18 protein-coding genes are annotated in these 18,267 nt (G+C 58.0%); 11 read left to right on the top strand and 7 right to left on the bottom strand.

Annotated features, from left to right (window positions below; genetic code table 11):
* Positions 1-303: 303 nt before the first annotated feature.
* Positions 304-765 carry a hypothetical protein gene (locus RUESEDTHA_RS03225; protein ID WP_171120274.1) on the top strand — a complete coding sequence of 154 codons (462 nt, stop codon included), beginning with the start codon at positions 304-306 and terminating at the stop codon, positions 763-765.
* 78 nt (positions 766-843) lie between these two features.
* Here RUESEDTHA_RS03225 and RUESEDTHA_RS03220 read toward each other — a convergent pair whose 3' ends face one another.
* Positions 844-1,968 (bottom strand): beta-ketoacyl-ACP synthase III, encoded by a 1,125-nt coding sequence (locus RUESEDTHA_RS03220; RefSeq protein ID WP_180884309.1) that lies wholly within the window; start codon positions 1,966-1,968, stop codon positions 844-846.
* Positions 1,969-2,138: 170 nt separating this feature from the next.
* On the opposite strand from RUESEDTHA_RS03220, the gene RUESEDTHA_RS03215 reads away from it, so the two are divergent.
* From RUESEDTHA_RS03215 to RUESEDTHA_RS03205, 3 genes are read left to right on the top strand one after another with little or no spacing between them, the layout of a single operon-like run.
* The gene (locus tag RUESEDTHA_RS03215) at positions 2,139-2,606 is read left to right on the top strand and encodes a MarR family winged helix-turn-helix transcriptional regulator (RefSeq protein WP_171122254.1); all 468 of its coding nucleotides are present in this window, start codon (positions 2,139-2,141) and stop codon (positions 2,604-2,606) included.
* Positions 2,603-3,640 (top strand): efflux RND transporter periplasmic adaptor subunit, encoded by a 1,038-nt coding sequence (locus tag RUESEDTHA_RS03210; protein WP_180884307.1) that lies wholly within the window; start codon positions 2,603-2,605, stop codon positions 3,638-3,640. Before RUESEDTHA_RS03215 ends, RUESEDTHA_RS03210 begins: the two co-directional genes overlap by 4 nt.
* A gap of 10 nt (positions 3,641-3,650) precedes the next feature.
* A complete protein-coding gene (locus tag RUESEDTHA_RS03205) occupies positions 3,651-6,701 on the top strand; it encodes an efflux RND transporter permease subunit (RefSeq protein ID WP_180884305.1) in 3,051 nt (1,016 codons plus the stop codon).
* A gap of 60 nt (positions 6,702-6,761) precedes the next feature.
* Here RUESEDTHA_RS03205 and carB read toward each other — a convergent pair whose 3' ends face one another.
* Positions 6,762-10,106, bottom strand: coding sequence for a carbamoyl-phosphate synthase large subunit (gene carB / locus RUESEDTHA_RS03200; RefSeq protein ID WP_180884303.1), 3,345 nt, complete (start codon positions 10,104-10,106; stop codon positions 6,762-6,764).
* A gap of 176 nt (positions 10,107-10,282) precedes the next feature.
* On the opposite strand from carB, the gene RUESEDTHA_RS03195 reads away from it, so the two are divergent.
* The 4 genes from RUESEDTHA_RS03195 (at position 10,283) to aspS (ending at position 14,535) form a co-directional block, all read left to right on the top strand.
* The gene (locus RUESEDTHA_RS03195; protein WP_180884604.1) at positions 10,283-11,410 is read left to right on the top strand and encodes an aminodeoxychorismate synthase component I; all 1,128 of its coding nucleotides are present in this window, start codon (positions 10,283-10,285) and stop codon (positions 11,408-11,410) included.
* Positions 11,365-12,006, top strand: a complete 642-nt coding sequence (locus RUESEDTHA_RS03190; protein WP_180884301.1) for an aminotransferase class IV family protein — start codon at positions 11,365-11,367, stop codon at positions 12,004-12,006. The genes RUESEDTHA_RS03195 and RUESEDTHA_RS03190 overlap by 46 nt, the downstream gene beginning before the upstream one ends.
* Before the next feature lie 2 nt (positions 12,007-12,008).
* Complete coding sequence (locus RUESEDTHA_RS03185) at positions 12,009-12,680, top strand: CPBP family intramembrane glutamic endopeptidase (protein WP_180884299.1); 672 nt, start codon at positions 12,009-12,011, stop codon at positions 12,678-12,680.
* Positions 12,681-12,759: 79 nt separating this feature from the next.
* Positions 12,760-14,535, top strand: coding sequence for an aspartate--tRNA ligase (gene aspS / locus RUESEDTHA_RS03180; protein WP_180884297.1), 1,776 nt, complete (start codon positions 12,760-12,762; stop codon positions 14,533-14,535).
* 60 nt (positions 14,536-14,595) lie between these two features.
* On the opposite strand, the gene RUESEDTHA_RS20810 is transcribed toward aspS, so the two are convergent.
* Positions 14,596-14,730: a hypothetical protein gene (locus RUESEDTHA_RS20810; protein ID WP_255431603.1), complete on the bottom strand. Its 135-nt coding sequence runs from the start codon at positions 14,728-14,730 to the stop codon at positions 14,596-14,598.
* Complete coding sequence (locus RUESEDTHA_RS03175) at positions 14,731-15,447, bottom strand: response regulator (protein WP_180884295.1); 717 nt, start codon at positions 15,445-15,447, stop codon at positions 14,731-14,733.
* 135 nt (positions 15,448-15,582) lie between these two features.
* On the opposite strand from RUESEDTHA_RS03175, the gene mce reads away from it, so the two are divergent.
* Complete coding sequence (mce, locus tag RUESEDTHA_RS03170) at positions 15,583-15,987, top strand: methylmalonyl-CoA epimerase (RefSeq protein WP_180884293.1); 405 nt, start codon at positions 15,583-15,585, stop codon at positions 15,985-15,987.
* 16 nt (positions 15,988-16,003) lie between these two features.
* Positions 16,004-16,279, top strand: a complete 276-nt coding sequence (locus tag RUESEDTHA_RS03165) for a DUF1467 family protein (RefSeq protein ID WP_180884291.1) — start codon at positions 16,004-16,006, stop codon at positions 16,277-16,279.
* Between the two features lie 3 nt (positions 16,280-16,282).
* On the opposite strand, the gene RUESEDTHA_RS03160 is transcribed toward RUESEDTHA_RS03165, so the two are convergent.
* Complete coding sequence (locus RUESEDTHA_RS03160; RefSeq protein WP_255431602.1) at positions 16,283-16,984, bottom strand: EI24 domain-containing protein; 702 nt, start codon at positions 16,982-16,984, stop codon at positions 16,283-16,285.
* Complete coding sequence (locus RUESEDTHA_RS03155; protein ID WP_180884289.1) at positions 16,969-17,547, bottom strand: nitroreductase; 579 nt, start codon at positions 17,545-17,547, stop codon at positions 16,969-16,971. The genes RUESEDTHA_RS03160 and RUESEDTHA_RS03155 overlap by 16 nt, the downstream gene beginning before the upstream one ends.
* Before the next feature lie 136 nt (positions 17,548-17,683).
* Here RUESEDTHA_RS03155 and RUESEDTHA_RS03150 point away from each other — a divergent pair, with 136 nt between their 5' ends.
* A complete protein-coding gene (locus tag RUESEDTHA_RS03150; RefSeq protein WP_180884287.1) occupies positions 17,684-17,959 on the top strand; it encodes a DUF167 domain-containing protein in 276 nt (91 codons plus the stop codon).
* On the opposite strand, the gene RUESEDTHA_RS03145 is transcribed toward RUESEDTHA_RS03150, so the two are convergent.
* A complete protein-coding gene (locus tag RUESEDTHA_RS03145; RefSeq protein WP_171121670.1) occupies positions 17,947-18,195 on the bottom strand; it encodes a hypothetical protein in 249 nt (82 codons plus the stop codon). The genes RUESEDTHA_RS03150 and RUESEDTHA_RS03145 overlap by 13 nt on opposite strands.
* Between the last annotated feature and the right edge of the window lie 72 nt (positions 18,196-18,267).

The following is an 18,267-nucleotide window of genomic DNA, read 5'->3' as shown; positions in this document are numbered from 1 at the left end:
GAAGCGACGCCGCCGTTGTTGCTGTCAGGGCCGAGCATAGGCTCAATGGGGATGGATACCCGAACGACAACAACAGCGACGTCGTCGGCCAACATGCGGCCTAAACAAAGCAGGGCATTCAAAAATTACCCCACAATCACTCGTACTCGGCAAGAACTGCCGCCACTCACTCACAAAACCCCCGCATATCTGAGGGATAGCCAATATATGCCATTTGAATTATGACTCTGTTATGGGAAATTTCTTTTCCCTTTCCCCCGCAACGAAGAATACACTGGGGAGGCAGGCAGCAGAGGGTGGAGCATGGCGGATATTGGGGCTTATCTGAAAAAGCATACCGAAGCGTTGGTTAAGGATGTCGGAATCGAAGCAGCGTGCGAGATTACCGGAAAATCCAAGGCGACGCTTGGGCGTTATTATTCTGACAACGCTGAACATGCCGACCGCTTTATGCCCGTCGATGCCGTTGCCCGTCTGGAGGGAGTTGCCAATTTTCCGCACGTCACCTCGGCCTTGGCGGATCTGAAAAATATCACTCTGTCCTATGATGGACGAAACAGTGAAACACCGCGCACGGGCGGGGTGAATTCTGACGTGATTGCGTTGAGCCAGCGCTTTGCGATGCTGATGACCGAGTATCAGGCCGCGATTGAAGATGGCATCATTACGGTCAACGAAGCAAAACGGCTGCTGAAAGAAACCAGCCTGCTGCAACAGGTTCTGATCGAAATGAAGCTGCACCTAGAAGAAGAAAGCGTGAGCTGACGCCACCACCGGCCCCTGTCGGGCCGGGGCTAATCCAAAGCTTTCAGTCAGGGAGTCCGGTTTGCCGGGATGAGTGCCTTATTCGTGGCGCTTCACAATCACCGACCCAACGGAATACCCCGCCCCGAATGAGCAGATCAGGCCGACTTCGCCTTCTGTAAAGTCACCGGAGTATTTTGAAAACGCGATGATCGACCCAGCCGATGACGTGTTGGCGTAGTCCTGCAAAATGTTGGGCTGTTCCTCGGGTTCTGGTTGCCGGCCCATCACTTTCTTACCGATGAAATCGTTCATGGTCTTGTTCGCCTGATGCAACCACAGGCGCTTTAGGTCTTCGCTGCTGACGCCCTCGGATTCCATGTGGTCTGCGATGTGCTTGCTGACCATCGGCAAGACCTCTTTGAACACCTTCCGGCCGTTCTGCATGAACTGCATGTCACGGCGATCCTCAAGTCCAGCGGGGCGGGTGCGGCGCAGAAATCCGTTGTTGTTTCGGATGTTATTGGAAAACTCGGTCGCGCAACGTGTCGAGAGGATTTCGAAATGCGGGCCATCCGCGTCTTCGATCCGTTCGATCAGGGTCGCTGTGGCGACGTCGCCAAAGATAAAGTGACAATCACGGTCTCGCCATTCCAAATGCCCCGTGCAAATCTCGGGGTTCACCACCAGCGCGCTTTTGACCGAACCTGACCGAACCATATCGGCGGCGGCCTGAATGCCGAACGTCGCCGAAGAACAGGCGACGTTCATGTCAAAGCCAAAACCGTTTATGCCCAGTGCTTGCTGAATCTCGATCGCGATCGCGGGATAGGCGCGCTCGTGGTTCGAGGCTGCGCAGATGACCAGATCGACATCCTCTGCGGTGCGCCCGGCCTGTGCCAATGCCTTCTTGCAGGCGTCTACGGCCATCTCAGTCATGATGCCCGGCTCGTCATCGCTGCGCTGACGCAGAAGGGGGTGCATGACGTCAGGGTCCAGAACGCCGCTTTTGTCCATCACGTAGCGGTTTTCGATACCAGAGGCTTTCAGGATGAACTCTTCCGACGAATGTTGCATAGGCTCCATCTCGCCTGCGGCAATCGCTTCTGCGTTCACAGCGTTCATCTTGTCTGCATAGGCATTGAACGCAGTGACAAGTTCAGCGTTCGTGATGACATTCTCTGGCGTGAAAACACCGGTGCCGGTGATAGCTGGCGTGTACATGATCATCCCTGGATATCTCGAATTTGCCCAAAATGCAGTCAACTTGGGGTTAGTTCAAGGTAGATTGACCTAAGGGAATATCAAAGTTGGGAATTTAATCAGCTTCACTTGTTGAATATTTCATTTTTTGAAGTATACGGCGAAGACGAAATCTGAAATGGATTCGACCAATGACCCTAGACGACAGTGAGCTGGTAAAGCGCCTTAGCCCTGAAATGCAGGCAATGATGGGGGTCTATGCTCTCTACTGGAAGTTGCAGGAAAGCCTGGATCTCATCGACGTAGAGGTAAGCCAGCAGGAATGCCACATGCTGATCAAGCTGGATCAACCCAAACGCATGGGTATCTTGGCGGCGGATATGCTGACGGTTCCTTCAACCATCACCTCAACGGCTGACGCGCTTGAGGCGGCGGGATACCTGACGCGTCAGCGCGATCCCGAGGATCGCCGCGCGTGGCTGTTGGTTTTGTCGGACAAGGGTCTGGAAATGCGCCAGGAAATTTTGGCCGAGGCCGGTGCGTTGTTTAACCGGGCCTCTGGATTGAACGATGCCGAAACCGCCGAGTTTGCGCGGTTGGCCCGGAAAATCCGGGAAAACATCTTAAAAACGGGAATACCCGAGGGAATGACGAAATGAAGCTTTTCTCTGTTCTAAGCCTTGCTCTGAGCGTTCTGGCAGCCCCCTTGGCGGCGCAGGATACTGTAAAGCCGGTTAAGCTCATGGTTGCAAAGGAAACGAGCCCGGGGTTTTCGCGTCAGTTTTTCGGGCGGGTTGCAGCGCGCCAGACGGTTGATCTGGCGTTTCAGGTGGCCGGACAGATCGTCGAGCTTCCCGTGACGCAGGGCTTCGTGATCCCGAAGGACGGGTTGATCGCCCAATTGGATCAGGAACCATTCCAGCGTCGTTATGACCGCGCGGTACTGCAAAAGGATCAGGCAGATCGCACCTTGGCCCGTTTGTCGCGCTTGCGGGGGACAGCAGCCAGTCAAGTGGCCGTGGATGATGCAGAAACCGCCGCGCAGCTTGCCGAAATTGCAGTACGCGATGCGCAATACGATCTGGAACAGGCCACTTTGACCGCGCCGTTTGATGCCTTGGTATCAAGCCGGGCGGTCGAGTCTTTTACCACCGTATCGGCGGGCACTCCGATTGTGCGCATTCACGACATGTCCGAATTACGGATCGAAGTCGATGTGCCTGAAATTCTGTTCCAGCGCTCTGGGCAGCAGGATGACATCGAAATCACCGCCAAGTTCCCCGTCAGCGACAAAGTCTTCCCGTTGCAGATTCGCGAGTTTGACGCGGAATCTTCAAGTGTGGGGCAGACATTTCGCATCCAGTTCGGTCTTACACCGCCGGAAGGATTGCAGATTCTGCCCGGCTCTTCGGTGACGGTTAACGTGCAGGTGCAAGATCAGCGCACCGGCATCATTGTCCCGTCGACGGCCATCGTCGCCGATGCGGAAGGAGAGCTGGGCATCATGGTGTTTTCACCCGTCGGGGCAGATGAAGGCACTGTTCGTCGGGTTGCGGTCACGATCGAACCCACTGAATCAGGTGATGTTCGTGTTCTGACGGGCCTGAACAATGGTGATGAGATCGTGGTTGCCGGAGGCGGCGCCCTAACCGACGGGCAGGCGGTACGCCGCTTTGTCGGATTTGCGAACTGAGGTGCAAGGGATGAACATCGCACGCGCATCCATCGACCGCCCGATCTACACTTGGCTGATCATCTTGATCGCCTTGTTTGGCGGTATTTGGGGATTCTTGTCGCTTGGTCGGCTTGAAGATCCTGCATTTACAATCAAGAACGCGGTCATCTCGACTCAATATCCCGGTGCCACGGCTGAACAAGTGGCGCTTGAGGTATCCGAACCCTTGGAATCCGCCATTCAGCAGATGGGCGAGGTCGACACAATCACCTCAATCAACCAGCCCGGATTTTCACTGATCGAGGTTGAGATCAAATCCACCTATGACGGCACCGAATTGCCCGAGGTCTGGACCAAACTGCGCGCCAAAATGCGCGATGCCGCCCGCCATCTTCCCCCGGGTGTTGGGCAACCGTTGGTCAACGACGGTTTTGGGGATGTGTTCGGTCTGTTCTACGCCGTGACTGCGGATGGATTCTCGGACGCCGAAAAGCACGAACTTTCAACCTTTTTACGGCGCGAACTGCTAACTGTGGAAGGCGTGGCCGATGTTGAGGTGATGGGGCTGCCGGAAGAGGCTATTTTCGTCGAACCCGATCTGGCGATCACGGTGAACCAGAATGTTCCTATCCAGGCGGTCAACGAAGCAATCGCCAACGCGGATTCGGTCAACGCATCGGGGTCCGTGCGGTCAGAGGACGAACGCACGACCATTCTGACAGCAGAAGGGTCTGACAGCGTTTCGGCCATCGCCGGGCTGTCGGTGGGGTCACAGGGGCAGGTAATCAATCTGTTCGACATGTCCGACGTATATCGCGGGCGCCAAACCGACCCTGATGTCATCATCCGCTTTGACGGGGCCGAGGCCTTTACGCTGGGCATTGCCGGTCTGTCGTCGGAGAATATTGTCGAGGTCGGCAAGCGAGCCGACGCCAAGTTTGCCGAGCTGGATTCGCAGGTTCCCTTCGGCGTCGAAATCCAGCCGATCTATCAGCAGCATGTCGTTGTTGAACAAGCCTCGAACGACTTTCTCGTGAACCTTGCGCTGTCTGTGACCATCGTGGTTGCAGTGCTGGCCCTGTTCATGGGGTGGCGTGCGGCGATTGTCGTCGGTTCGACCTTGTTGCTGACGGTTGTCGGGACTCTTTTGTTCATGTCGATTTTTTCGATCGAGATGGAGAGGATTTCGCTTGGCGCGCTGATCATTGCCATGGGGATGTTGGTGGACAATGCCATCGTGGTTGCCGAGGGTATGCAGATCGCAATGTTGCGGGGTAAAAACTCACGCGATGCTGCGGACGAGGCTGCCTCTAAGACACAGATCCCGCTGTTGGGCGCGACGATCATTGGTATCATGGCCTTTGCCGGTATCGGCCTCAGCCCTGATGCGACGGGCGAATTCCTGTTCTCGCTGTTTGCCGTGATCGGCATCTCGTTGCTGCTGAGCTGGGTGTTGGCGCTGACCGTAACGCCGCTACTGGGCCACTACTTTTTCAAGCAGGGCAAAGAGGGCGCGGTGGATGCTTATGGCGGGATCATGTTCCGTTTCTACGGCGCTATCCTGCGCTGGGCGCTGCGGTTCCGCTGGCTGGTGATCGCTGGATTGATCGGGGTGACCGTTGCCTGTTATGCGGGCTTCGGTCTGGTCAAACAGCAGTTCTTTCCCGACTCGAACACGCCACTTTTCTTCGTTCACTATAAATTGCCGCAGGGCACACCGATCTCGCGTACCGCGCAGGATATGGCTGTCTTCGAAGACTGGCTGGCCGAACGGGAAGACGTGGTCTCGGTCACGACTTTTGTCGGGCAGGGCGCGACCCGATTCCTGCTGACCTATTCAGCGGAAAAGCCTAACCCCAGCTACGGTCACCTGATCATTCGCACCAAAACGCTGGATGACATCCCGCCTCTGCAGGCGGAACTCGAAACCTTTGGTACGGCCCAGTTCCCCGAGGGTGAGTTCCGGACCCGGCGTCTGGTGTTTGGTCCCGGTGGTGGAGATCCCATTCAGGCGCGCTTTTCGGGCAGTGACCCGGCCGTATTGCGGCAGCTTGCGGATGAGGCCGTTTTGAGGATGCGAGAAGCGTCAGACAACGTCCTGAATGTGCACCACGACTGGCGCGAGAAAGAACTGGCGGTGCAGCCTATCTATGCAACCGAACGGGCGCAGACAGCAGGGGTCACGCGAGAGGATATTGCCGCCACGCTGCAATTCTCGACGGATGGGATATCTGGCGGCATGTTGCGCGAACGCGATCGCCTGATCCCAATTATTCTGCGGCGACCAGCTGACGGGGATTATTCAATCGTTGATCAGGTCGTGTTCTCAGATCAGTCCGAAAAGTTCGTTCCCATCGAGCAAATGGTTGATGGGTTTGAATACAAAGCCCTGAACACATTGGTGCATCGGCGCGACAGGGTGCTGACCATCACGGTAGGGGCGGATATTCCGTCTGACCTGACGGCGGCTCAGGTGCATTCGGAAGTGCGCAGCGCCATAGAATCCATGGAACTTCCGCCCGGTTATCGCATGGAATGGGGCGGTGAGTTTGAAAATGCGGGTGATGCGAATGAAAGCCTTGGCCGGCAGTTGCCTTTGAGCCTGCTGATAATGATCTTGATCTCGGTTCTGATATTCAACGCCATTCGTCAGCCGATCATAATCTGGTTGCTTGTGCCAATGTCGGTCAACGGTGTTGTCATCGGCCTGTTGGGGACCGGTCTGCCCTTCACCTTTACCGCCCTTCTGGGGCTGCTCAGCCTGTCGGGTATGTTGATCAAGAACGGGATCGTTCTGGTCGAGGAGATCGACCTTGTGCGCGAAACCGGCAAGGGGCTGCGCGAGTCTATCATCGAAGCTTCGGTCTCGCGTCTGCGGCCGGTGATGCTGGCGGCGATTACTACCATTCTGGGGATGGCGCCGCTGTTGACGGATGCGTTCTTCAAGTCGATGGCGGTGACGATCATGGGGGGGCTGGCCTTTGCCACCATCCTGACCATGGTGGCGGCTCCGGTGTTCTATATGGTGTTCTTCTTGCCTGAATACCGGCGGAAATCAGCGCCGCAGCCTGTTGTTTAAACGAAAAACCCCCGGTCATTGACCGGGGGTTTTTCTTTATTCTGGTGCGGGGTGGCGGGGTCAGCCTTGCAGCGATTTGACCTCGACATCGCCCTCGGCCTGCGCCTTGATTGCCAGAGCGGCTGCATGGCTGGCGGCCGCGGTGGTGAAATAGGGGATCTTGTCATAGAGCGCGATCGAGCGGATGGACTTGCTGTCTTCGACCGCCTGCGCGCCTTCGGTGGTGTTCATCAGCAACTGCACCTGACCGTCCTTCAGCATGTCCGCCACGTCGGGGCGACCTTCATAGACCTTATTGACCACGTCGCAGGCCACGCCCTGTTCTGCCAGCCATGACTGCGTGCCGCGGGTTGCGACCAGCGAGAAGCCCTGTTCGGTCAGTACCTGCGCTGCCTCAAGCATTGCGGGCGTCTTGTCGGCATCCTTGATCGAGATAAACGCCCGGCCCTCGGATGGCAGCACCATACCGGCCCCCATCTGCGCCTTGAGGAAGGCACGCGGGAAGTCGCGATCCCAGCCCATGACCTCACCGGTCGAACGCATTTCGGGGCCCAGAATGGTATCAACGCCGGGGAAGCGGGCGAAGGGCAGCACTGCCTCTTTCACCGAGAACCACGGCATGTCCGGGTCGGCCAGCGTCATCTGGTCGGCAATCTTAGTGTCCTGACCTTCCTTATACGCGGGGCGCATCGGGAAGTTTGCCAGTTTTTCACCCGCCATGACGCGCGCAGCGATCGACGCAATCGCGCTGTCGGTAGCCTTGGCGACGAATGGCACGGTGCGCGAGGCGCGCGGGTTCACTTCGATCAGGTAAATCTCATCGTCCTTGATTGCGAACTGCACATTCATCAGACCGACGACATTCAGTGCCTTTGCCAGTTTGAACGCCTGATCCTTGATCTGGTCGAGGATGTCCTTGGACAGCGAGTAGGGCGGCAGCGAACAGGCCGAGTCGCCCGAATGCACGCCGGCTTCTTCGATATGCTGCATGATGCCCGCCACATGCACGTCGGTGCCGTCGCACAGCGCGTCCACGTCCAGTTCCACCGCGCCGGCCAGATAGCTGTCCAGCAGAACGGGGCTGTCGCCCGAGACCACGACGGCCTCGTTGATATAGCGCTTAAGCTGCTCCATATCGCGCACGATTTCCATCGCGCGACCACCCAGAACGTAAGAGGGTCGGATCACCAGCGGGAAGCCGATTTCGTCCGCGATCTCAAGCGCCTGCTCGTCGGTCGAGGCGATGCCGTTCTTGGGTTGTTTCAGGCCCAGATCGTTGACCAGCGCCTGAAAACGCTCACGGTCTTCGGCAAGGTCTATGGCGTCAGGCGTGGTGCCGAGGATCGGAATGCCTTCGGCCTCAAGCGCGTTGGCAAGTTTCAGCGGGGTCTGTCCGCCGAACTGAACGATCACACCGTGCAGCGTGCCGTTTTCCTGCTCTTTCGTCAGGATTTCCATGACGTGTTCAAAGGTCAGCGGCTCGAAGTACAGGCGGTCCGAGGTGTCATAGTCGGTGCTGACGGTCTCGGGGTTGCAGTTGACCATGATGGTCTCATACCCCTGCTCGGTTAGTGCGAAACAGGCGTGGCAGCAGCAATAATCGAACTCGATCCCTTGACCGATCCGGTTGGGGCCGCCGCCCAGAATGACAACCTTTTTGCGGTCGCTTGGGCGGGCTTCGCATTCGACCTCACCCATCATCGGGGCCTCGTAGGTCGAATACATATAAGGCGTTTGCGCCTCGAACTCGGCGGCGCAGGTGTCGATGCGCTTGAACACGGCAGTGACGCCCAGATTACGGCGGGCGCGGCGGACGTTATCCTCATCCCGGCCCGTCAGATTGCCCAGACGCGCATCCGTGAAGCCCAGCATTTTCAGCTTGCGGATGCCGTCTTCGGTCACCGGCAGGCCATCCGTGCGGACCTGACGCTCGGCGTCGATGATCTCGCGGATACGGGCTAGGAACCACGGGTCAAACTTGGTGACGCCAATGATTTCGTCGTCGGTCAGACCGTGCCGCATGGCTTGCGCGATGGTGCGCAGACGATCCGGCGTCTGCTGGCTAATGGCTTTGATCACAGCGGCCTTGTCGTCGGATTCCTCCCAGATACCCACATTCAGGCCAGGGATTTCGATCTCATCAAACCCTGTCAGACCCGATTCCATCGAGGCCAGCGCCTTTTGCATCGATTCGTGGATCGTTCGGCCGATGGACATCGCCTCACCCACCGATTTCATTGCGGTGGTCAGGTAGGGTTCCGAGCCGGGGAACTTCTCGAAGGCGAATTTCGGGATCTTGGTGACGACGTAGTCAATGGTTGGCTCGAACGAGGCGGGCGTGACCTTGGTGATGTCGTTGTCCAACTCATCCAGCGTATAGCCCACGGCCAGCTTGGCCGCGATCTTGGCAATCGGGAAACCGGTCGCCTTGGACGCCAGCGCGGACGACCGTGACACGCGGGGATTCATCTCGATCACGACCATGCGGCCATCGACTGGGTTGATCGCCCATTGCACGTTCGATCCGCCGGTCTCGACCCCGATCTCGCGCAGTACGGCAATCGAGTGATTGCGCATGATCTGGTATTCTTTGTCGGTAAGCGTCAGCGCCGGGGCTACGGTGATCGAATCACCGGTATGCACACCCATCGGGTCCACGTTCTCGATAGAGCAGACGATGATGGCATTGTCGGCGGTGTCGCGTACAACCTCCATCTCATATTCTTTCCAGCCCAGCAGGCTTTCGTCGATCAGGATCTGACCCACCGGGGACGCATCCATGCCTGTACGGCAGATATGAATGTAATCCTCGCGGTTATAAGCCACGCCGCCGCCAGTGCCGCCCAGTGTAAAGGCGGGGCGAATGATGGCGGGCAGACCAACCGTTTCCAGCGTATCCAGTGCCAGCGCAACACCAGCCTCAAGGTCTTTCTTGCCACCCGCATCTTTGGGGGCGGTGACAATCTCGGCCTTGGGGTTTTCGATGCCTAGCCGATCCATCGCTTCGCGGAACAGGGCGCGGTCTTCGGCCATCTCGATGGCGTCGCGTTTGGCGCCGATCATCTCGACGCCGAATTTGTCCAGCACGCCCATCTCTTCCAGCGCCAGCGAGGTGTTCAGCCCGGTCTGCCCGCCCATGGTAGGCAGCAGCGCGTCGGGGCGTTCTTTCTCGATGATCTTGGCGACAACTTCGGGGGTGATCGGCTCAATGTAAGTCGCATCCGCCAGCCCGGGATCGGTCATGATCGTGGCCGGGTTTGAGTTCACCAGAATAACCCGGTACCCTTCTTCCCGCAGCGCCTTACACGCTTGCGCGCCGGAATAGTCGAACTCGCAGGCCTGACCAATAACAATGGGGCCGGCCCCGATGATCATGATCGACTGGATGTCGGTTCTTTTGGGCATGGCCATGCTCCTTCGATTGTTCGCGAGTCAGGGCACCCCCGAGCGCCCAAATTGTCCTGCGTTATAGGGACCGCGCGAAAAGGTTCAAGGGGTATCGGAAACGGGGGCAAAATTGCCGCTTTCCCCTCTTTCCCTTAGCGCCGTATTCTCTATACCGCGCAGAACGGCAAATGAGGATGCACTTGCGTATTCGTTTTGATCAGGGCCCGGCCGGGCAGGGGACAACGTTCGACCAGCCAACAGACGTGATCCGCGCTGATACTGCGGACGAAGTGCCCCAGGCATTGGCGGCGCTGGATCGCGCGCGCATGGGTGGGGCGTGGCTGGCAGGCTATGCCAGTTACGAACTGGGCTATGCGCTTGAGCCGCGCCTTGCGGACCGGATACCCGAAGGTCGACGTTTGCCGCTGCTATGTTTCGGTGTTTATGACACGCCCCGCTCTACCGATCTGCCCGCCAATCGGGGCGGTATGACAGGGTTTGAACCACGCTGGGATGAGGCACGATACACGCGCGCGTTCCAACAGGTGCACGATGCCATTGGCGCAGGCGACGTCTATCAGGCCAACCTGACCTTTCCGATTGATTTGACGGTCGAGGGCGACAGCGCCGGTGTATATGCCGCGCTTACCGAGGGGCAGTCTGTGGGTCACGGCGCGCTTGTGCAGCAGGACGGCTTGCCCGACTTGCTTAGCCGCTCACCCGAGATGTTCTTTCGCACGGATGCCGACCGGATGATCGAGACCCGGCCGATGAAAGGCACCCAGCCGCGCAGTGAGGATTTGGCAGAAGACGCCCGACGCCGTGATTTTCTGTCGCGTGACGACAAGAACCGTGCCGAAAACCTGATGATCGTCGACTTGCTGCGCAACGATATCAGCCGCGTGGCGATGCCCGGCTCGGTCAAGGTGCCCGAATTGTTCAAGGTCGAGACTTACGCGACCGTGCATCAGATGATCTCACTCGTGCAGGCGCAACTGCATCTCGGGGCCGAGTTGTCGGATATCTTGATGGCCCTGTTCCCCTGCGGCTCGATCACCGGCGCGCCCAAAATCCGCGCGATGGAGATTCTGTCTGACCTCGAGCCTTGGCCGCGCGACATCTATTGCGGCGCGATTGGCTGGGCCGCGCCGGATGGGCGGTCGGAATTCAACGTGGCAATCCGCACGTTGATGGTTGAGGGTGGCAAAGCGACCTTAAACGTAGGGGGAGGCGTCGTTTGGGACAGCACCGCTCCGTCAGAATATGAGGAGGCGCTATGGAAAGCCCGCTTCGCCCGCCAGATGACCCTGACTTCCGTTTAATCGAAACGCTGGCCTTCCGGCCGGGGCAAGGGTTTGTGCGGCGGGATCGCCATTTGGCCCGTATGGCGCGATCGGCCGACGCTTTTGGTATTCCATTCGACGGTGGGTATGCAGTTGAAATGCTTGATACGGTTGTAGGTGCGTCACCACTGCGCTGCCGGTTAACTCTGGCTGCAGACGGTAAGTTGGAGGTGACCACCGGTGCACTGGCCGACAATCCACCTGTTTGGGAGGTAGCTGTTGCCGAGCCTCGCTTGTGCGCGTCCGATATCTGGTTGCAGCACAAAACCACACAGCGCTTGGTTTACGACGCCGCCCGCGCAGCCTTGCCCAACGGGGTCGATGAACTGCTCTTCCTGAACGAACGTGACGAGCTGTGTGAAGGCACCATCACCAACCTGTTTGTCGATATGCCCGACGGCCGTCGCCTGACGCCCGCACTGTCCAGTGGCGTGCTGCCGGGCATCCTGCGCGAAGAATTGCTGGGTAATAAACAGGTTACCGAAGCCACCCTGACCTTGACCGACCTGAAAAACGCAACAAAATTCTATATGGGCAATTCGTTGCGTGGTCTGATCCGGGCGGAGTTGGCATAACGGTGAGCAAACAAACTGATTGGGCCAACAGCGCGGCACCGCACATGCGGTTGCGATTGGAATTTGGGCTATTCTTCATTGCTGTACCGGTGTTGATCGCGGTGTTTTTCCCGCCCAACTGGATGTTCCCGTCCCTGTTTGGCTTTACGGGGCTAGGCATCGTATTGCTGCATTTCACGCCGGGTTTCGCCTGGGCTGAGCTGCGGTATAACTGGCGCAACTGGTCCTGGAGCGAAGTGGCAGTTTTTGCCGTCGCGATGACGCTGTTTTGCAGCGTGCTGGTAATGGCCACAAGGCCCGACGCCGCATTCTTTCTGCTACGCAACCGGCCCGAGTTTCTGATTGTCATCTGGGCGTTCTACCCGGTGGTCTCGGCATTGCCGCAGGAATTGCTGTTCCGCGTTCTGTTCTGCCGCCGTTACCACGCGATCCTGCCGGATGGCCGTGCCTTCTACCTGCTGAATGCGTCCCTGTTTTCACTGGCTCATCTGATGTATTGGAGTTGGATTGTCGCCATTATGACCTTTGGCGGCGGTTTGCTGTTCACATGGGCCTACCGCAAGCGCGGCTCGTTTTTCTACGCGGTGCTGCTGCACGCGATTGCGGGGAACATCATCTTTGCGGCGGGTCTGGGCATCTATTTCTACTCGGGCAATGTGCAAAGGCCGTTTTGACAGGCTGACCCGCCTTGACTTTCCAAGCCTGACAGGGTGTATCGGCGCGACGAATTCTGCGCCCGAAGGGATATGATCCATGCACGCCTATCGCAGCCACACCTGCGCCGCTCTGACCGCCGCCAATGTCGGTGAAACTGTCCGCCTGTCCGGTTGGGTGCATCGTGTCCGAGATCACGGCGGCGTTCTGTTCATCGACCTGCGCGACCATTTCGGTGTGACCCAGGTGCTGTGCGACGGTGACAGCGCGGCTTTTGCCGAGCTTGAGAAAGTACGCTCGGAATGGTGTATCCGCATCGACGGCACCGTCAAAGCGCGCGACCCGGAATTGGTGAACCCGAAGCTGCCCACGGGCGAGATCGAGGTTTATGTGCGCGAGTTGGAAGTACTGGGCGCTGCCGACGAACTGCCGTTGATGGTGTTTGGCGATCAGGAGTACCCCGAGGAAACCCGCCTGCGCTATCGTTATCTGGACCTGCGCCGCGAGGCGATGCAGCAGAACATGACCCTGCGTTCGGACGTCGTGTCCTCGATGCGCCGTCGCATGTGGGATCAGGGTTTCCGTGAGTACCAGACGCCGATCATCACCGCGTCTTCACCTGAAGGTGCCCGTGACTTCCTGGTGCCTTCGCGCCTGCATCCGGGCAAGTTCTATGCGCTGCCGCAGGCCCCGCAACAGTTCAAGCAACTGATTATGGTGTCGGGCTTCGATAAGTATTTCCAGATCGCTCCGTGCTTCCGTGACGAAGACCCGCGCGCCGACCGGTCACCCACTGATTTTTACCAGCTTGACCTTGAGATGTCGTTTGTCGAGCAGCAGGACGTGTTTGATACGATCCAGCCTGTTCTCGCCGGCGTGTTCGAAGAATTCGGCGGTGGACGTAAGGTCGATCAGGACTGGCCGCAGATTTCTTACAAGGACGCGGCCCTGTGGTACGGTAGCGACAAGCCCGACCTTCGGAACCCTATTAAAATGCAAGTGGTCTCCGACCACTTCCGCGGGTCTGGCTTTGCGATTTTCGCGAAGCTGTTGGAGCAGGAGGGCACCGAAATCCGCGCCATTCCAGCGCCGACTGGCGGGAGCCGTAAGTTCTGTGACCGTATGAACGCCTTTGCCCAGAAAGAGGGTTTGCCGGGGATGGGCTATATCTTCTGGCGCGATCAGGGCGAAGGGATGGAGGCCGCTGGCCCGCTGGCCAAGAACATTGGCCCCGAGCGCACCGAAGCGATCCGTCAGCAACTGGGTTTGGGCGTTGGTGACGCTGCGTTCTTCCTGGGCGGCAAGCCGAAAGCCTTTGAGAAGGTCGCCGGTAAAGCACGCGATGTGATCGGTGAGGAACTTGGCCTTACCGATAAAGACCGCTTTGCCTTTGCATGGATCGTGGATTTCCCGATCTATGAGCAGGACGAGGAAACCGGTGCGATCGACTTTGAACACAACCCATTCTCGATGCCGCAGGGCGGGATGGAAGCGCTAAACGGCAACCCTCTGGACGTGCGCGGGTATCAGTACGATCTGGCCTGTAACGGGTACGAGCTGGTCTCGGGCGCGATCCGGAATCACAAGCCCGAGATCATGCTGAAAGCCTTTGAACTGGCTGGCTATGGTGAGGATGAAGTGAAATCCCGCTTTGGTGCGCTGTTCAATGCGTTCCACTATGGCGCGCCGCCGCACGGTGGTTGTGCAGCGGGCATCGACCGGATCGTGATGCTGCTGGCGGATGAGGCCAACATCCGCGAGGTTATGATGTTCCCGATGAACCAGCGCGCCGAAGACCTGATGATGGACGCGCCCTCTGACCCGACGTCGGATCAGTTGATGGAACTGGGTCTGCGGATCATCCCTCAGGAGTAAGATGCAACCCGTCGCCGACCGTGTGGCGGGTTGACGTCCGAACTTACTATAGAACTGTTGCTACAGCCGCCCGGTCCTTTTGACCGGGTCGGTCAGCTCGTCCCGCGCCAGCCTTATCTTTCGCGCCGCTGCGCGCGTTTGCAGGTACATCCAAAGACACAAGATGGTGGCTGTCACGAAATAGGCAACGGCCATTCAGATCGCCTCGCGCTGTTCAAGCCGGGACTGTACGATTCCGGCCACCTGAGCAGCCAACGCGGTGACTGGGGTTCCTTCGGCCCGGGATGTGGCAAGTTTCCGGGCTGCGTCGGCAAGCACCGCGTCATCCGCGTCCTGAGCGACACCGCGCAGGAACTGGGCCGCATAATCCAGCGTGCGGTGATCGTTTGGGCCAGCAAGGACATCGGCGATATGAGCCATGTCGTCCTGATATGCCATCGGATCCGGAATGATCATCTCATCCCGAACAGCGTGGAGGCTATTTGGGCGACGGTCCTGCGGCAAACGTCGCAAAATCGAGGTTTGGAAGTAGGCCAGCGACTTTAGCGGCTTTGCCAAAAAGCCGTCAGCACCCGCCTTCAAAGCTGTGCTTTGGGTGTGATCATCCCCTGACATTCCCAAAATGGCACCGATGCGCGGGGTCGCTTCGACCAGTTCGGCTATCAAATCGGCCCCTGACCCATCGGGTAGCCCTATGTCCACAAGGATGACGGACGGTCGATAGATTTGCAGGTGCCGTCTGGCCGACTTCAGACAATCTGCCCGACGAATACGCGCGCCGGAATGCAGGCACATCAGCCGGATAGCGTCGCAGGCGTAACGGCTGTCCTCGACAACCAGGATTGTTTGACCCAGCAGAGGCCGCGTTGCCGTTGGCTGCGCGGGAGAGGCAAGGTGGCTCGAGTCGTCCATGGCAGAACTCCTAATCAGCAGATGCCTCACGCTAGGAACTTCTGGCTAACACCACGTTAACGGCAATTTGGCGCACTTGTTCTTTGGCCGAACTGCCCTCATAAACCGCTGCAACGCAGAACATAGGAGAGTTCCATGATTGGTCGCCTGAACCACGTTGCCATTGCCGTACCGGACCTTGAGGCCGCGTCCGAACAGTATCGTGCCGCACTGGGGGCCAAAGTTGGCACACCGCAGGACGAACCCGATCACGGTGTAACGGTCGTGTTCATCGAGCTGCCAAACACCAAGATCGAACTTCTTTACCCATTGGGCGAAGACAGCCCGATCAACGGGTTTCTAGAGAAAAACCCCGCAGGCGGCATCCACCATGTCTGCTATGAGGTCGAAGATATCATCGCCGCGCGCGACCACCTGAAGGAAACCGGCGCGCGGGTACTGGGCTCGGGTGAGCCCAAGATTGGTGCGCATGGCAAGCCTGTGCTGTTTCTGCACCCCAAGGACTTTAACGGCTGCCTGGTCGAGCTAGAACAGGTCTAACCCAAGCGAGGCTGTCATGACGATCACTGCTGCACTGGTTCTGTTCGCCGTTATCTGGTTCATGACGCTGTTGGTCGTGCTGCCGGTCCGAATCAAGACGCAGGGCGATCTGGGAGAGATCGTTCCGGGCACGCACGCGGGTGCCCCGGAAGTGCATCACATGAAGAAAAAACTGTGGATCACCACCGGTATTTCGGTGGTGTTGTGGGCGATCATCGCCGGGATCATCATCTCGGGCGTAATCTCGGTGCGCGACTTTGACTGGTTGAACCAGTTGGAGCCGCGCAACTGATCTTCAGTGAGACAGCTTGTGATAGATATGGGTGAATGTGGCCGCTCCGATAATTGGGATCACCAGGTTCACCAGCGGCACTGACAAGGGGATCGCCATCAGCGTCCCCGCCATCCAGATTGTTGCCGAGTGTTTTGCGCGCAATTTGCGCGCGCCATCGCGCCCAATCCGGCGCATGGCGGCCAGAGTAAAGTACTCACGCCCCAGCAAGAACCCATTCATCGCCCAAAAGATAAACGGGGCCAACGGTGTGAAGATGGCATAGAGGATCAGCGCCAGAAGGTTGGCAACAATCAGCACGCCCATAAAGCTGATCGCATCGCGCAGCCCTTCGCTGAACGGAATGCCGGGAACAGAGGGCAGGGCCGGATAGTGTTTATCTTCGACCGCCTGCGCGACCTCTTCCAGAAACATTGAGATAATGGCCGAGGCGACTGGCATCATTAGAAAAACCGGAAGCACCAAAACCAAAAAAATACCCGAATAGTTCAGCACGTCGTTTAACCACGGGACGGCACCAATCCATGGCAACGAAATCTCACCACTGGCCAACCAGTTGATCAGCCAGATCGCCGCTGCGCAGGCCGCAATCAGCAGGACGATCGTCAGACCAACACCACGAAACAGGACCGAGCGAAACTTGGGGTCTCCGATCTGACCCAATGCCGCAAAAAAAGAGTTCAGGATCATCATTCCGAAACCCATTCTGTCAACGCCTCAACATCAGGGCGGGGGCGTTCAGGCGGGGCAACACCTTCGGTTGCTATATGAATCAGGCCCGCCACGCGTTCATTGTCTGCAAGTCCGAATGCGGCGCGACAGAAGTCCGGATCCTGGGTCTGCCAGCCCGACAACCAGTTCGCCCCCCAGCCCGACGCAAGTGCGGCGTTCAAAAGACCCAGACACACAGCGCCCGCCGAATAGGTCTGTTCAATTGCCGGTATTTTTTCCGAAGGCTTCTGTACCTCGATCACGGCAACCGCCAGATGACCCAATTCGAACTGGCTGCGCGCCTTAATGATGTCCTCGGGTGACTTGCCCAGGGCCACGCCCCGGTCGTGCGTCAGCTTGGACAATCGCAGCATTGCGCCCTTCTCGATCACGATGAACCGCCATGGCTCCAGCTTGCCATGATCCGGGCAACGCGCGGCGGCGGTCAAAAGCGGCTGCAACTGTTCGCGGGTCGGGGCAGGGGCGATCAGAGTTTTGGCAGGCCGGGACCGGCGCGATTGTAGAAACTCCAAGGCGGCCGGATTTTTCAAGGACATATGTTAACTTCCTTTACATGAGCAGTGTCTATCTGGTCGAACACCTGGCGGGTTTCAAGTGGAACCGGCTTGGTTTCCCAGATCAATTTCATTCAATTGCCAGTCGTGCAAGAATGTTCGCGAATTGGAGGATGGAATGGCCAGAGCAAAACCGCGCGATTTTCCGGACTTAAACGGATTGGCCAAGCCGGGTGCTAGGTTCAAGGTTAAAGTCATCCCTAAATCCGCGTCGGACCGAATGACGTTTGACAATGGGTCCATCCGCATTCACGTCGCAGCTCCCCCTGAGAATGGCAAAGCAAATCAGACGGTGAGCCGCATTCTTGCGTCTTCGTTGGGGGTTGCGCCATCCCATTTGGTGCTGGCGCGCGGGCATGCGGCGCGGGACAAGGTATTTGTCTACGAACCCTGACCAGGTGTTTCGTGGATTTGATAGACCCCTTCGGGTAAATCCAACGCCGCCGCCAGATCCCGGACCTGTTCAGGGGACAAGGTAATCTTCTGTACCTTGTCCGTGCGCGGGTCCAATTGCTCTAGCGTCACGCATTCAGCGAAATTATTGATGACCACATCCTCTTGCAGAGGCTTTGCGCCTTCGTCCACCAGAGTGATCACCGTCGAGTCGAATTCATGCTCAATCGAAAACATGAGCCAACAGTGAAGGGCGGCGAACCGCATTGCAACCCGTTCAATCGCATTCAGGCTGTGGCGGTCCCTCAC

It is taken from the genome of Ruegeria sp. THAF57, from assembly GCF_903914075.1.
In the GTDB taxonomy this organism is placed as follows: Bacteria; Pseudomonadota; Alphaproteobacteria; order Rhodobacterales; family Rhodobacteraceae; genus Ruegeria.
This window is presented reverse-complemented; position numbering and strand designations above follow the sequence as displayed.